Below are 15,395 nucleotides of genomic sequence, written 5' to 3' on the forward strand. Positions count from 1 at the left end.
AAACATCGTTCGATTGCTGGTTTTTTAGCAGGCGTATTTTCTTCACTATGTGCGTATCAACTTTGCCAAAAGAATAAGCCTAAAATTCATGTGATTAAATCTTTGGCTTATCCGTAACTGGGGTTAATATTTATAAACTTATTAAAAAATAAAAGAAATTACCGTATAAACTCATTTTTCAAAACAACCTTACCACCTATCAACTGCATATATTCATAAAAATCTTCAATCATCTGTTTTTGATAATAGCTGATTTCATGTTCATGCCAGTGATCATTTTTATATGCCACTAACTTAAGCCGAATGTTTAAACAACTCTTCTAAACGCTCAACATCCATAGGTAAGCCTAATAAATAACCTTGCAACTGCTGACAGCCTAAACGGGTTAAAATCTCAGCTTGCAATGGCGTTTCCACCCCTTCAGCGGTCACAGTTAAACCCAGTTTAATGGCTAACTGAATAATACTTTCTAAAATTAATTCTTCTTTGCTGTCCAAACACAAATCTAAAATAAAAGCACGGTCAATTTTCAACTCATCGACTGGCAATTTTTTCAAATACAAGAAACTCGAATGTCCTGTACCAAAATCATCAATCGCCAATTGAATCCCCATTTGACGCAAACGCTCAAAACTACGAATACTCGATTCAATATGATGCATTGCTGTACTTTCAGTCACTTCAATCATCAAGTGTTGGGGTTGAATCTCATAGCGTTTAAACAAGTTTTCTAAAGTCGAAAATAAGTGTTTATGTTCAAACTGCACTGCCGATAAATTCACAGCCACAGGAAATAACGGTGCACCCGATCTTTCCCAAATTTGAATTTGTTTAAAGGCTTCTTCTAGCGTCCAATAGCCAATTTGAATAATCAACCCCGTCTTTTCAGCCCCTTTAATAAACATATTTGGGGTAAGTAAACCATGTACGGGGTGATACCAACGAATTAAAGCTTCTACGCCACAAATTTTATGGTCAGCGGCTTTAAACTTTGGCTGATAGAACAACGCAAATTGTTGTTGTTCAACTGCTTTATATAAATCATTAATCAACTTACTTTGGCTTTTAGCCTCAAGTAACTCCAGATCATAATTAAATATTGAACTGGTGTTACGCCCCTGATATTTAGAGGTCAGCATCGCCGCATCAGCATTCATTAAAATATCTTGCAAATTGGTGCCATGCTCTGGATACATCGCAATGCCAATACTGCCTGAAATATTAATGACCTTGCCTGCAATTAAGAAACTTTGCTGAATCAGTTCTAATATTTTTTCAGAAATGACAGTGGCTTCTGCAATGTCGGTATGTTCAATCACCAAAAGAAATTCATCGCCACCAATTCTTAATAACTGGGTATTTTCGCCCAAGTGGGATTGCACACGTTTAGACAACTGAATCAGCAATTGATCGCCAACATGATGCCCAAATACGTCATTCACCGCTTTAAAGCGGTCTAAGTCGATATACAAAAATGCAATTTTAGTGTTTTTTTGCCGATGCTCAGAAAAAAGCAATTGTGCATATTCAGCTAAATATAAACGGTTGGGCAATTTGGTCAGGTTATCTTTGACTGCCTGATTGGCCAATTCACGGTTGGCTAAAGACAATTGTCTGCTTTTTTCTTCTAAGCGCAGCTCCAGCAGAGATACGCCCACCGCAGCAGCAAAAATCAGACTGGTCACTAAAATAACCACCAACAGAGCTGGCCCTTGCCCGATCTGGAAGTGCCCTGATTGAGGCAAATCTGCTGTAGAGTAAAAATGCAGTGCTTCCATGCCTATATAGTGCATGGCAACAATGCTCAGACTCATGAGCACCGCAATGAAAATTTTATATTGTGCCTGACGCCCCATTCTGCACTTGGAATGAAACATAAACCAAAAGGTAAGTATTGCACCGCCAATGGCCACTAATACAGACAGTAAAACAATCGTGGGATCATAATAACTACGGTAGCCTTCTACCTGAATTCCCATCATGCCCGTATAGTGCATGCCTGAAATGCCCAACCCCATCAAAATGCCGCTCAGGATCAAACGCGCCACAGGCAGGGTCGATTGCGTGGTCAGCCAAACCGCAAACGTAGAAGCGATAAATGCAATAACAAAAGATAGGGTCGTAAAGCTAAGATCAAATTGATACGGTGCAGGTAACTGGCATGCCAACATGCCCACAAAATGCATACTCCACACTGCCGCACCTAGCAGCAAACCACTCATGATTAATGCAATTTTTTTTAGTTGTTGTTGTACATTTTGAAAAAGCATTTGCTCAACAGACACTGCAAAATAGCAGGCCAATACTGAGATTGCTACCGAGCCAATTACCAAGCTCAGATCATAATGTACATGCATCATTAGATGTATCCATCTCTGTCATATTTTATTGTTTTTCGGCTACTCAATCTCACACTCTCTTATAAATAATAACTAAAAAGCAACCTGAACGACGGATTGATCTAGCAAAGACTGCATTGACTTAAGAGTCTAATACTATTCCGCTTTGGTCAATAGTCAAATATATAATATGTCATCATGAAATAATGGCAATTCAAAACTGCTAAAAATAGCTGTCTGACTCAAAGCTATATGCATCTTGTCACTTTACTTTTCGCTTTAGGATGAAAAAAACCAGCAACTTTTCGCTGCTGGTTCTATTTGATTAAGATTCTAACATTGTTTTAAGGTTGATTCGGCTCAGAAACACCTTTTTGTAACATGGCATAGTCTTGCAACACCTGCGCTGCTTCAATCACAAAAGCTTCTTCCTCAGGTAAAGCAGGGCGTTGTGCCGCTTTCATTTTGGCACGCGCTTCTGCCAAAGCATCAATAGATGCCTGATAGCTTTCCCAATTAGCAAATGGTTTCAAACCTGTTTCCTGACGGCGTTTGTTTTCCGCAGTCAGCGTTTGTTGCTCCAAAGCTAACAACTCTGCTCTGCGTTGTTCAATATCTAACACAATGCTTTTGCGATCTTCAGTTTGTTTGACAATTTGCTTACGTTGTTCCAAATATTGAAATTGCGGATCAAGCGTGACACGTTGCTGTGACAATTGCCCTAGCTTGGTGATGTACGGCTGTACTGAACCTTCACGCTTAAATGGTGCAGTTGGAATAGTATCCCACTTCAAAGCATTTTTCGCTTTGCGTTCACCAAACTCCTCATTGTAAATATCCACCAGTTTAATGTCAGGAATCACACCTTTGTTTTGGGTACTTCCACCTGTAATACGGTAGAACTTACGTTGAGTTAAGGTCGCCTGCCCATAGGCTAAGGTGTCGAGTTGTACCTGCGCTGTACCTTTACCTGTGGTGGTGCTACCAATCACAATCCCGCGCTGATAGTCCTGAATTGCAGCAGAGTAAATTTCACTGGCCGAAGCAGAAGCAAGGTTAATCATCACTGCCAATGGGCCTGCATAAGTCTGTGCACCGCCATCGTCATCTTCAAATACGCTCACGTTGCCATTGCCATCACGAATTTGCACTACAGGGCCTGATTTGATTACTTGCCCAAGCATACGTGCCACTTCTTCTAGTGAACCGCCAGGGTTGTTACGTAAATCGACAATAATCCCTGCGACATTTTTGGCCGCCAAACTTTTCAGGGCATTGTTGGTATCCTCCGACACCGAGCGATATTCATTGCCTGCACGACGTGCACGGTAATTCAAATAAAAGGATGGAATTTCAATCACACCATAGGTATAAGTTTGACCATCACGTTTGATGTCAATCGTTCGTGAGCGAACTCCCGCATCTTCTTCCTGAATCACATCACGCACAATGGTCACATTACGCGCCTGATTCATCGCCGCACCCGCACCCAACAAACGCACAGTGACTTTGGTGCCACGTTTACCGCGAATCAGCCCCACAATTTCATTGCTCGGCCAACCCACAACATCCACCATTTTTTCGCCATCTTGCGCCACACCAATAATGCGGTCACCCGATTTCACCTGCCCTGTTTTACTGGCAGGGCCACCTTCAACAATGGTTTCAATTTTAGTGTAGTCTTCATTGCCTCGTTCAGGACGAATCGACACCCCAATCCCTTCAAGCTGCAAAGTCGTTTGACGATTCAGCTCCATCGCATCAACAGGTGGGAAATAATTGCTGTGCGGATCATAAGTCAGCATCATCGCATTCAAAGTTTTATCCAGCACATCATCGCTCTTTAAACGATCCATGCGCTCTAACTGACGAGTATAACGCTTAGTTAAAGTCTGCACTGGAGTCAAATCTTCTGGACTTGCCAAATCCTGACCATTGGTCAATTCAGGGTTATCTTTAATGGCTTTTTGTTTTGCCAATTCTTCTTCTTTGCTAATGGTCAGGTTAATGAGCTGTGACACCAACATTTTTTGCCAATGCTTACGCATTTCTGCTTCAGTATTAAAGAACGGTGCTTTTTCCCGATCTGTTTCAATCGTGACATTTGGCTGTTTTAAATTTTGTGGTTTTTTCAGCTCTGCCAACATGAAATGATAAAACTGTTTTAAGCGTTCACGATACTGTGCATGAATTTGATACGGCCCCGCCAAATTGCCTGCTTTTAATGAAGCGCCAAATGTTGCTGCATATTGTTTGCGGTATTGCTCAACTTCTTTAGCCAAAAACAAAGTATGGTCTGGGTCTAAACTGTCGATATAAAAATCAAAAATGCGCTGCGACGTCGCAGCATCTAAACGCTGATTTAAATAATGCTGACGATCGACCAAGGTCGCCAATTGACGCGAAACCAAAGCTTGTTCCTGCGTCGGCACAATACTGTTAGCAACGACAGCGGTATTATTGGCTGCAATTGCCTCGTTAATGGCGTGAGAAAAGAAAAAACCGCCAGTTGCTATTGCAACCGCACAAGCGATGGTTTGAAGTTTCATAAAAATATTTACGTCCTTGGTTTTTGACCAATCTCTGCTTTTCACAATGAATTGAGCAGATTCAAAATCTTATACAACTTAATTTGGATCTGTCGTGTAGTTTTATCATAATCTGTGCTGTCAAAATGTAGCAAATCATTGCAGAATTCAGGTATTGTTTTTTTATTGATAAAAATCGAATACGGACACCCAATATGATTGGCGCATTGATGCTCGACATCGCTGGCACAGAACTTACTCAAGAAGATATTGAACTATTAAGCGCTCCGCAAGTCGGTGGAGTCATTTTATTTGCCCGAAATATCCAATCTCCTGCGCAAGTACGCGCCTTGACCGACCACATGCGTCAGGTACGCCCTGATATTTTAATTGCAGTCGATCAGGAAGGCGGACGCGTACAACGCTTAAAACAAGGTTTTACCCTATTGCCTGCTATGGGTAGATTTGGCGAGTTATACCAAAACGAACCTGAACGTGCCTTAGATTTAGCCGAAGAATGTGGCTGGTTGATGGCCACCGAAGTATTAGCCGTAGGCATTGATTTTAGTTTTGCACCCGTTTTAGATTTAAATGACATCAGTGATGTCATTGGAGATCGTGCTTTTGCTGCGCGTCCTGTCGATATTATTGCTTTGGCAGATGCTTTTTTACGTGGAATGCATCGTGCAGGAATGGCAACCACAGGCAAACACTTTCCTGGACATGGATCGGTTAAAGCAGACTCTCACGTTGCTGCCGCGATAGATTCACGTTCTTTTGCCGAAATTCAACAACAGGATATGCAAACCTTTATCCAACTGCAAAATCAACTGGATGCGCTCATGCCTGCGCATGTCATTTATGATCAGGTCGATCCGAACCCTGCAGGTTTTTCTGAGTTTTGGTTACAGCAAGTGCTTCGCAAAGACTTGGGCTATGATGGTGTACTCTTTTCGGATGATTTAAGCATGCAGGCGGCTTGTGTAGCAGGCGATGCCGATGCACGTATTCATGCCGCTTTGCTTGCAGGCTGTGACATGGGATTGGTCTGCAACAACCGTGCTGCACAACGATTGGCTTTAAATGCGATTGCCGATTTACCCTTGCCGAATCAGGCACGTTTAGAACGCATGCGCGGTAAAATCCCTGAGCTTAGTGCAGAGTTTAGCATTGCTGAAGTTTTAGACTTGGGTGATGAATGGCGAAGCGTCCGTGATCGTATCTTGGTATTTAAAGAACAAAGTGCCGCGCTACTGGCAGCACAAACTAGTCACGACCCGACCAATTATTCAAGTACCACTAAAAACGCTGCGACTTGAGATCACCACAAACTAACTAGGGTCTGTTGACAATTCGTCTATGTTTGCGACGTGAGAGATATATCTCGCAAGATTTTTTAGCTGATATAAGGCATGGGACAGGAAATTTAGTCATTCTAAATGACTGGCACATAACGCAATAGCAGCAAAAAATATGCTCGCCCCCTTGCGCAGCAAACAAAGCAACGCTTTGTTCTTGCTCATGTGGCTAAAACTTTCTTAGATTGCGTTATGGAACTTGAAAATAGGTCCACTATTCCCTGCGTTTTATGCCTGATCTGCTCAGTTTTAGCCTACAGCGCAAGCCATTTATGAAATGTCAACAGACCCTATACGCCTTCACTTTTTCACAGCATTTATACGACAAAGGAACACGACAGCTTATTCCTTTTTGATTATGATAAACTTATTCTATTTTGAGTATATGCCTGACACCGCAGCTTGAGTGTCAAAGCATGCCTAAAAAGACAACGACCACCATACAAACAATTAAGGTCTATACGAAAATGACAAAAACATTGCTGAACAGCAAAATCACGACAGAAAAAAGGACTGAAATGCACAACTCGGATGCCAAGCCAACTCGCTCAGACACGACTGCATTGTCCAAACATCGGCATATTTCTTTTACCGCACATTATACGGGATATATCTGGTATCAAAGGGGGATTTCACATCCTGTATTTGCGACCCGAAAAGGCAAGTTTTTAGCCAAATTGGTACATCCTTTAGAAAACTGGGCAGAACGTCATGTGGGCGGCAGTATGCGCAGCACCCTCAAACAACGTCACCAAATGATTGATGCACACTTAACCGCACTGATTCAGCAACATCCGCAATTACAAGTGCTCGAAATTGCATCTGGGCTGTCACCACGCAGCTGGAACTTTCGACAAAAATATCCTGAACTGAATTACCGTGAACTGGATTTGCCTGATATGGCGCAAATTAAAACTCAAGCGTTACGACAAATTGACCACGACGCACCTGAAGTTCTCACCGCCGATATTTTTAGTGAATCCTTTCAACAGGCCTTTGAATATTTTGATCACTCGCAGCCCTTAGTAATTATTAGTGAAGGTTTAATTAACTACTTCAGCAAAGACATGCTACAACAGCTGTTAAATGGCATGTGTAACTACACCCAAGACTTTCCAGAACTGCATTATTTAACCGATATTTACCCTGAACCCGTCAAAAACAAGCTCGCCAATTTTATTTGGAACTGCAGCCGATTATTGAAATTTATGTCACGCAGTGCTTTCACCTTTCACTTTCAATCTCCGCAGGAATTAACTCAGTTTTTTCAAAATGCAGGTTTTGAGCAAGTGCAGCTACAACAACCACAACTGTATTTTTCCAACAGCTCTTTAGAAAAAACAACCGCAGAACATTTAGGCGATTTAGTCTGGATGGTTCATGCCTACAAAAAAAATAGCGTGGTTTAACACGCTATTTTGATTCTATTTTCTTTGGATAATTTTAAACCAAGCACTGATTTTATCTACTAACGGGCATATTCCAAATTTTGTGCAGCCGCTTTTTGACGTTCCACATAACGCAACAAACGCTCTGCCACCTCAAAACTACCATGCTTAAATAATGCGCGTAGTTGCTGCCCTTGGCTTTCAAAAATTAAACATTCAATGCTAAAACTGCCTTCCTCATCCTGTAATTCTAAGGCCATATCTCGTTCAAACTGTGCTGCTTGTGCCGCCAACGCAGCATTTTCAAAATCAAGCAATACACCAAAGAAGTTTAAATCGACAATGTGCGTGGCAATTTTCAAATCAGAATGACGATACTGCAAATGACTTTGCGGATTTTGCACCCGAATACGCGCTTCTCCACGGCGTTCCATCGTCAATAGTTGCGCACGTGTCATTGGAATAATGCCATCTAAGTCCTGAATAGATTCATCGCTTAAAAAGGTCGCAAATAAATTCATGGTTTCTTTACGGCGCTGTAATTGCGGCACATGATCTGCATTGGCAATCATGGCAAATTCCATGTTCGGGCACTGTAAGGCAAAATTGGCATTTTCATGCGGCAAGGTAAAACTGTCATATTGCCCACACGCCACCAAAACCTTACATTGCGGAATAGGCACATTGGTTAACCGCAATAAACGGTTGCAGTTCACATCGTAGCGATCTTGCTCTGTAGCGGTAAAGTCGGCCATTTGTCGGTAAAACAAACGCTTTGCAGTCGGTGACATGCGAGTTTGTTCCATTTTGGCATGATTGACCAAGTATAAAATCACCGCCTGACCAAATTCATCCATGCGCTGCTCTTTCATTAAATGCAGTGATTCTTCAAGCAACATGCGCCAACTTTTACGGGTCTTTTGCATAACCCCCATTAAAATCATGCGATCAATCAATTCAGGACGCTGATCTGCTAGACACGATGCCACCACCGAACCCAATGACATGCCCATGACGGATACTTTATCTAAGCCGACAATATCCAGCCAATCACCCAACATCTGACCTAAATCATGCAGTTCTAGCGTTCCTGCCGACTCACCTGTTTCCACATTGGTCATTTGCTGATTGGCGCCCATAGATGGCATATCAATTAAAATGATTGGCCCTGCACGAAAAAGCTGCTCGACACAATATTTATATGAATTAAAGTTTTGGAATGCACCACCAATAATCACAATTGGAGTTAAATGTGCGGTTTCTGGCTGAGCAATTGCCATGTATTCCACTTTCCAGCCGTTGATCCAAGTGGTACGAGCGGGTTGTTTAAAGCTGTGTTTATCGTAAATATCAAAAAAACAGACATGCGAACTTGCGTCCTGTACATCCGTGTCCATCTGGATCATGGAATTCATATTCCTTACCTCCATGCGCATTTTATTTTTATTGTGCAAGTGTTCGTCATTGAACGATTACCCACTTATCTGAATTAAAGTGGCATCCTGCTTATTGTTGTGAATGACATCATTGTCTTATCGCATCATTCTATACAGGTGCTGATTTTATACGCAACAATTTCCATGACCGCTCATCTACTTTTAAAGATGAATAGATTACAAAATATTTAAAGATTGAACAATTTAGTCAATTTTCCGCCTAGATGCTTCATTGTATAGGCACAGACTGTTAATATCAGATAGAAATTTCTAAGTGATCAAACCGCTATGCAAGAGTCTATTGAACAATATATGCAAACGGTAGGACAACAAGCACGCCAAGCCTCTCGTGTCTTAGCAAGCGCTTCTACCCAATCTAAAAACAATGCGTTATCGGCTATTTATACGGCATTGGAAAATAGCGAGTCTGCTATTTTAGCTGCCAACCAAATTGATATGACCAAAGGTCGTAACAATAACTTGGATAGCGCACTGCTAGATCGCTTAGAACTCAACCCCGCACGTTTTAAAGGTATGTTACAAGGCCTGAAAGATGTGATTGGCTTAATGGACCCTATTGGTGAAATTACCGATATGGCCTATCGCCCATCTGGTATTCAACTAGGCAAAATGCGTGTGCCACTGGGTGTGGTAGGCATGATTTACGAATCACGTCCGAACGTGACCCTTGAAGCTGCATCTTTGGCTTTAAAATCAGGCAATGCCATTATTTTACGTGGTGGTTCTGAAGCATTGGAATCCAATCAAGCCATTGCAACTGCGATTCAACACGGTTTAAAAGCTTCAGGTTTGCCAGAAACTTCGGTGCAAGTGATTAACACTTCAGACCGTGCTGCAGTCGGGCAACTGATTACCATGTCTGAATATGTGGATGTAATTGTGCCACGTGGCGGTAAAAGTCTGATTGAACGCATCAGCAATGAAGCACGTATACCAGTGATTAAACATTTAGATGGTAACTGTCACGTATTTGTAGAAGCACAGGCTGACTTGCAAAAAGCGCTACCAATTGCACTGAATGCCAAAACGCACCGTTATGGCGTGTGTAATGCTATGGAAACCTTGTTGGTCGATGAGCGAGTTGCAGAACAATTTCTACCTCGCATTGCAGAACTGTATGCAGAGAAACAGGTCGAATTACGCGGTTGCCCAGCAACCCAAAAGATTTTAGGCACGACCGTCAAAACTGCCACAGAAGAAGACTGGTACACCGAATATCTAGGTCCGATTTTGGCGGTTAAAGTGGTTTCAGGCATAGATGAAGCGATTGAACATATTAATAAATATGGTTCACATCATACCGATGCGATTATTACTGAAAACTTTAGCTTGGCGCGCCAGTTCCTTGCTGCGGTCGATTCAAGCTCAGTCATGATCAATGCATCTACTCGCTTTGCCGATGGTTTTGAATATGGCCTTGGTGCTGAAATTGGTATTTCAACCGACAAAATCCATACCCGTGGCCCTGTAGGCTTAGAAGGCCTAACCTCACAAAAATGGGTGGTTTTTGGTGATGGTCAAATTCGCCAATAAAATCCATTTGTAATTTTGCAACATCTAAATGTAATGTTCAGTTTCACATGAAGCTGAACATTACCCGACGACTCGCTTTAGACACAGTTCCACTACACACTTTCAAATTACACTCGCCTAAAATTTAAAAATTGATGATTAGAAAAAATCAGTAAAAAGAGTGACCTTGCTTATGTTTTATTACTTAATTATTAGTACTTTTGCCTTGGCGCTTTTAGTGTCATTTGTGGTGATGCGTCTATTCTCTGGCTCCATTAATGATATTTTGGCACGTATCATTCACGACCCTATCCATGAAGCATGGGCAAAATATACCAAGTTTGCAGGCATGGTGGTGGGCACATCATCAGGCATTCGTATTTACGATATGGAAAAATACATCACGCCGCTGACCTATGCCGAAAATGATAAAAAAATTGTAATAGAACTGACTCAGGAGCGCTGGGTACTAGAAATTTACCGCACCATTATTGAAACATTGCAAGGTTTGGCTTGGATGATGCTGGTATTTTTTATGGTGGCATTAATTGCTTATGTGATTGTCCGCTGGTCGGAAATTAAGTACGCAGCTAAATCCAAATAAACCGAATTCAAATTAAGAAATAATTTAAAACAGTTTGCCACTCGTCTAGGCAATGAAGTGTGCTATGTTAAGAGAATACAACAGGAATTAAGCAGAAAAATTGACCGTTATTTCATGAATAAATGAAAGTTTCGGACTGATAAATTTTAATTATTTATGATTTCATGGTCGATAATGCTTAAGTCTAATCTCCTAAAGTCTATCTAGGAGCAACAAAAAACCCATGATAAAACATACATACTGATCAAGATTGCAGCGCAACACACTGCCATTTGCCATCCTTGCCGCGCAGCTTGATTCACTAGGGATAACTTCAATTAGAATTCGGGTACATAAACGTGACTACATCAGTATTAGTGATTAACTGCGGATCTTCTTCTATTAAATATGCACTCGTGTCTGAGCGCCGCGAAGATCGTATTTTTGGTTTGGCAGAAAATCTAGGTTCTGCTGATGCACGCATTAAAGGTGTTACCGTCGGTGGTGAACCTCTCGAACTTTCTATTCCACATGCTGACCACGAAAAAGCATTGGAAACAATTTTAGGCCGCTTGTCGCAATATAAGCCTCAAGCCATTGGTCACCGCGTTGTACACGGCGGTACTTTAACCAAAGCAGAATTATTAACAGAAGAAATTGTTCAACGTATTCGTGAAGCAACTCCGCTTGCTCCGTTACATAACCCAGCACACTTGGTGGGTATTGAAGCAACGATGCGTTTGTTCCCAGAGCTTCCGCAAGTTGCTGTATTTGATACTGCATTCCACCAAACTATGCCTGCACACGCTTACCGTTATGCAGTACCTAAATTCTTATATACCGACCACAACGTACGTCGTTATGGCTTCCACGGTACAAGCCATGCCTATGTTTCAGAGCGTGGTTCAGAATTGGCTGGCAGCTTTAAACAAGGCGGCTGGTTAACAGCTCACTTAGGTAACGGTAGCTCAACTTGTGCGATTTGGAATGGTCAAAGTGTAGATACATCTATGGGCTTAACCCCACTTGAAGGTTTGGTAATGGGTACCCGTAGTGGTGATGTAGATCCAAGCTTACACAGCTTCCTTGCAAGCAACTTGGGTTGGGACATCTACAAAATTGACAAGATGCTAAACAGCCAAAGTGGTTTACTCGGCTTGTCAGGTTTATCGAACGACATGCGTACTTTAATTGAAGCATCTGAACAAGGTAATGAAGATGCAACGCTTGCCATTGAAGTATTCTGCTACCGTTTAGCTAAATCTTTAGCTGCGCTTAGCTGTGGTCTACCACGCTTAGACGGCTTGTTCTTCACTGGTGGTATTGGTGAAAACTCTGCTTATATCCGTGAAAAAACAGTATCTTACTTACCACACTTCGGTTTCAACTTCAGTAAAGAGCGTAACGACAACTTAAAACGTGGTACTGAAGGTCGTATTGATGCTGGTACTGGCCCACAAATTTGGGTTGTACCAACTGACGAAGAAGGCCGTATTGCTAAAGAAACTGCGCACGTTGCTGAGGAGCTAAAGTCAGCTGGAAAAAAGTCTGAATGTGATGCTGCGATTGCTTAAGCAATCGTAGTATCTGGTGTGCCTTCAATAAATTCCTAAATGATTTAGAAAAAACTATGAAAACAATACTTTTGGTTCCTACTGAAATTGGTGTTGGCTTAACATCAGCATGTCTAGGTTTAATTTACGCTTTGGAATGCCAAGGCGTAAAAGCAGGTTTTTTAAAGCCTTTCTCGCAAGAATTACAGCCAGAAGCAGACCGCACTACAGCGTTGTATCGTCATTTATTCAAGCATGAAACTGTTGAGCCGATTGCTTATAGCACGCTGACTGAACGCTTAAAAAATGATGAAAACGACGAATTGCTCGAAGATGCAGTACGTTTACATCGTGAAATTTCTAAGCACCATGATGTGATTATTGTTGAAGGCGTGTTGCCAAACGGACGCGATCCTTTTGCAACTGAACTGAATGCCACTTTGGCCAAAGCACTTGATGCAAAAGTCATTATTGTTAGCAATGCCGACATTAACAATGCTGCAAAAACAGCTGCCAAAGTAGACAACCAATTACGTTTCTTTGGTGGCGCAAGCTGCGAACGTACTGCGGGCGTATTATTCATGCGTACCAAAGGTTTACCAGAAGATTCTGCACAAATTCCTGTTACGCTTGATCCAAACTTACGTTTAATTAGCGACACCAACCAGTTTGTCAGCAAAATTCAAACTACACATCCAATGATTGGTAAAGATTGCATGCCAGTGATTGGCTTGGTGCCATTCAGCAATACTTTAAGTGTGCCACGCATGTCGGACTTGGCTGCACACATTTCTGCAGAATGGATTAACCAAGGTGAAGCAGCGCAGCGCCGTGTATTACACAGCAGCTTAATTGCATCGAATATTGAACACGAAATGCATAAATTCGTTGCAGGCGAGCTGATTATCAGTGGTTCTGACCGTGTCGATGTATTGCTTGCCAGTAGCTTAGCCAGCAGCAATGGTATTCCACTTGCAGGTTTGGTGTTAACTGAACATCAAGCACCAAGCGCACAAGCTTTAGAGTTCTGCCAAGCAGCAATGAAAAATGGCTTGCCAATTTTACATACTAAATTGAGCACCTTTGAAACTGCACATCAGTTATTAAACCTGAGCAACGAAATTCCTGTAGATGATACTGAGCGTGCAGAACAAGTTACCCGCTTTGTGGCCAGTCACATCAATGCAGAATGGTTAACCCAATTAATCAGCGATACGCATAAACCACGTTTATCGCCTTCTGCGTTCCGCCATGAATTGGTGCAAAAATCTATTGCAGCGAAAAAACGTATCGTGCTTCCAGAGGGTGATGAGCCACGTACCGTTCAAGCTGCAGCGATTTGTCAATCACGTGGTATTGCCCACTGCGTATTATTGGCAAAACCAGAAGCGGTAGTCGATGTTGCCAAAGCACGCGGTATTGAGCTTCCACACGACTTAGAAATCATTGATCCTGACTTGATTCGTGAAAACTATGTCGAAAAAATGGTTGCGATGCGTAAAGGCAAACTTACTGACGATCAAGCACGTGAACAGCTGCAAGACACTGTCGTATTAGGTACGATGATGTTAGCACTTGATCAGGTTGATGGTTTGGTGTCTGGTGCTGTGCATACTACAGCCAATACAGTTCGTCCCGCATTCCAGCTCATTAAAACTGCACCTGATTATTCATTGGTATCTTCAGTATTCTTTATGCTGTTACCAGATGAAGTATATGTGTACGGTGACTGTGCGATTAACCCAGACCCAGATGCTGAACAATTGGCTGAAATTGCGATTCAATCTGCTGACTCTGCAAAAGCGTTTGGTATTGACCCACGTATTGCCATGATTTCTTACTCAACTGGTACTTCGGGTGCAGGTGCTGACGTAGAAAAAGTAGCGAAAGCGACTGAAATTGCGAAACAACGTCGTCCTGACTTACTGATTGATGGCCCATTACAGTACGATGCAGCATCGGTTGAAAGTGTTGGTCGCTCTAAAGCACCAAACTCTCAAGTTGCAGGTCGCGCCAATGTGTTCATTTTCCCTGACTTGAACACAGGTAACACGACGTATAAAGCAGTACAGCGTTCTGCTAACGTGGTGAGTGTTGGCCCAATGCTACAAGGCTTGAACAAGCCAGTGAATGACTTGTCACGTGGTGCATTGGTAGATGACATTGTGTTCACGATTGCATTGACTGCGATTCAGGCAGAGCAACAAGCAGCTCAATAATTCGTAAAGTTAAGTTTTACAAACCACCTGATTGAAAAATTGGGTGTTTTTTTTATTCCACACTGTAGATTCATAGATCACTACAAAAATTGATTAGCTCCATCCAATCTATTTTTAAAACCTCTGCGCCAACCACACCGTATGCCCTGCACAATCCTGATCTTCCGCGAGCATTTTAACAACTTTAAAGCCATGATCTTTTAACAATTGTCGATACTCATCCTGCGACAAACTGGCATGATAAAGTGGCTCACCAAACATTTCCCCAATCGCCTCGCCCGCAGCAGGTCCACTGCTAAACATTAAAACTGTATTGGCGGTAGACCATAGGTAAGCGTCCGCTGAACCCCATGCCTATTTTTTAATTTGAGTTGGATTTCCAGCGATGTGGCAGTAATTCTTCTATTTGGGTCGCTTTATGCGTCGGCAGCCTTTTCAGCACATCACTTAAATAGGC

10 protein-coding genes and 2 pseudogenes are annotated in these 15,395 nt (G+C 42.1%); 7 read left to right on the top strand and 5 right to left on the bottom strand.

Annotated elements, in window-relative coordinates:
- Positions 1–117: pseudogene (locus ACEO2X_RS11515) on the top strand (IS982 family transposase); the annotation flags it as partial.
- 177 nt (positions 118–294) lie between these two features.
- On the opposite strand, the gene ACEO2X_RS11520 reads toward ACEO2X_RS11515, so the two are convergent.
- Both ACEO2X_RS11520 and ACEO2X_RS11525 read right to left on the bottom strand, forming a co-directional pair.
- Positions 295–2,361 (bottom strand): EAL domain-containing protein, encoded by a 2,067-nt coding sequence (locus ACEO2X_RS11520; protein ID WP_346813364.1) that lies wholly within the window; start codon positions 2,359–2,361, stop codon positions 295–297.
- A gap of 323 nt (positions 2,362–2,684) precedes the next feature.
- Positions 2,685–4,889: a carboxy terminal-processing peptidase gene (locus tag ACEO2X_RS11525; protein ID WP_371972057.1), complete on the bottom strand. Its 2,205-nt coding sequence runs from the start codon at positions 4,887–4,889 to the stop codon at positions 2,685–2,687.
- A 194-nt stretch (positions 4,890–5,083) separates the two neighbouring features.
- Here ACEO2X_RS11525 and nagZ point away from each other — a divergent pair, with 194 nt between their 5' ends.
- A complete protein-coding gene (gene nagZ, locus ACEO2X_RS11530; RefSeq protein WP_004974880.1) occupies positions 5,084–6,187 on the top strand; it encodes a beta-N-acetylhexosaminidase in 1,104 nt (367 codons plus the stop codon).
- 557 nt (positions 6,188–6,744) lie between these two features.
- The gene (locus ACEO2X_RS11535) at positions 6,745–7,635 is read left to right on the top strand and encodes a class I SAM-dependent methyltransferase (RefSeq protein ID WP_004974878.1); all 891 of its coding nucleotides are present in this window, start codon (positions 6,745–6,747) and stop codon (positions 7,633–7,635) included.
- A gap of 59 nt (positions 7,636–7,694) precedes the next feature.
- Here ACEO2X_RS11535 and ACEO2X_RS11540 read toward each other — a convergent pair whose 3' ends face one another.
- Entirely contained in the window at positions 7,695–9,029 is a 1,335-nt protein-coding gene (locus ACEO2X_RS11540; RefSeq protein ID WP_004974874.1) for an alpha/beta fold hydrolase, read from the bottom strand.
- Positions 9,030–9,338: 309 nt separating this feature from the next.
- Here ACEO2X_RS11540 and ACEO2X_RS11545 point away from each other — a divergent pair, with 309 nt between their 5' ends.
- The 4 genes from ACEO2X_RS11545 (at position 9,339) to pta (ending at position 14,938) form a co-directional block, all read left to right on the top strand.
- Positions 9,339–10,604 (top strand): glutamate-5-semialdehyde dehydrogenase, encoded by a 1,266-nt coding sequence (locus ACEO2X_RS11545; RefSeq protein ID WP_168459999.1) that lies wholly within the window; start codon positions 9,339–9,341, stop codon positions 10,602–10,604.
- 172 nt (positions 10,605–10,776) lie between these two features.
- The gene (locus ACEO2X_RS11550) at positions 10,777–11,187 is read left to right on the top strand and encodes a hypothetical protein (protein WP_180072711.1); all 411 of its coding nucleotides are present in this window, start codon (positions 10,777–10,779) and stop codon (positions 11,185–11,187) included.
- A gap of 338 nt (positions 11,188–11,525) precedes the next feature.
- Positions 11,526–12,740, top strand: a complete 1,215-nt coding sequence (locus ACEO2X_RS11555) for an acetate/propionate family kinase (protein ID WP_168417900.1) — start codon at positions 11,526–11,528, stop codon at positions 12,738–12,740.
- A gap of 56 nt (positions 12,741–12,796) precedes the next feature.
- On the top strand, positions 12,797–14,938 hold the full coding sequence (gene pta, locus ACEO2X_RS11560) for a phosphate acetyltransferase (protein ID WP_371972058.1): 2,142 nt from the start codon (positions 12,797–12,799) through the stop codon (positions 14,936–14,938).
- A gap of 114 nt (positions 14,939–15,052) precedes the next feature.
- Here the strand turns inward: pta and ACEO2X_RS11565 are convergent.
- A pseudogene (locus ACEO2X_RS11565) lies at positions 15,053–15,250 on the bottom strand (SAM-dependent methyltransferase); the annotation flags it as partial.
- A 49-nt stretch (positions 15,251–15,299) separates the two neighbouring features.
- Positions 15,300–15,395, bottom strand: a 96-nt coding sequence (locus tag ACEO2X_RS11570; protein ID WP_143242124.1) for a transposase domain-containing protein, incomplete at its 5' end; no start/stop codon positions are given.

Origin of the sequence: Acinetobacter sp. AL9, assembly GCF_041464035.1 — a bacterium.
Lineage (GTDB): Bacteria > Pseudomonadota > Gammaproteobacteria > Pseudomonadales > Moraxellaceae > Acinetobacter > Acinetobacter towneri.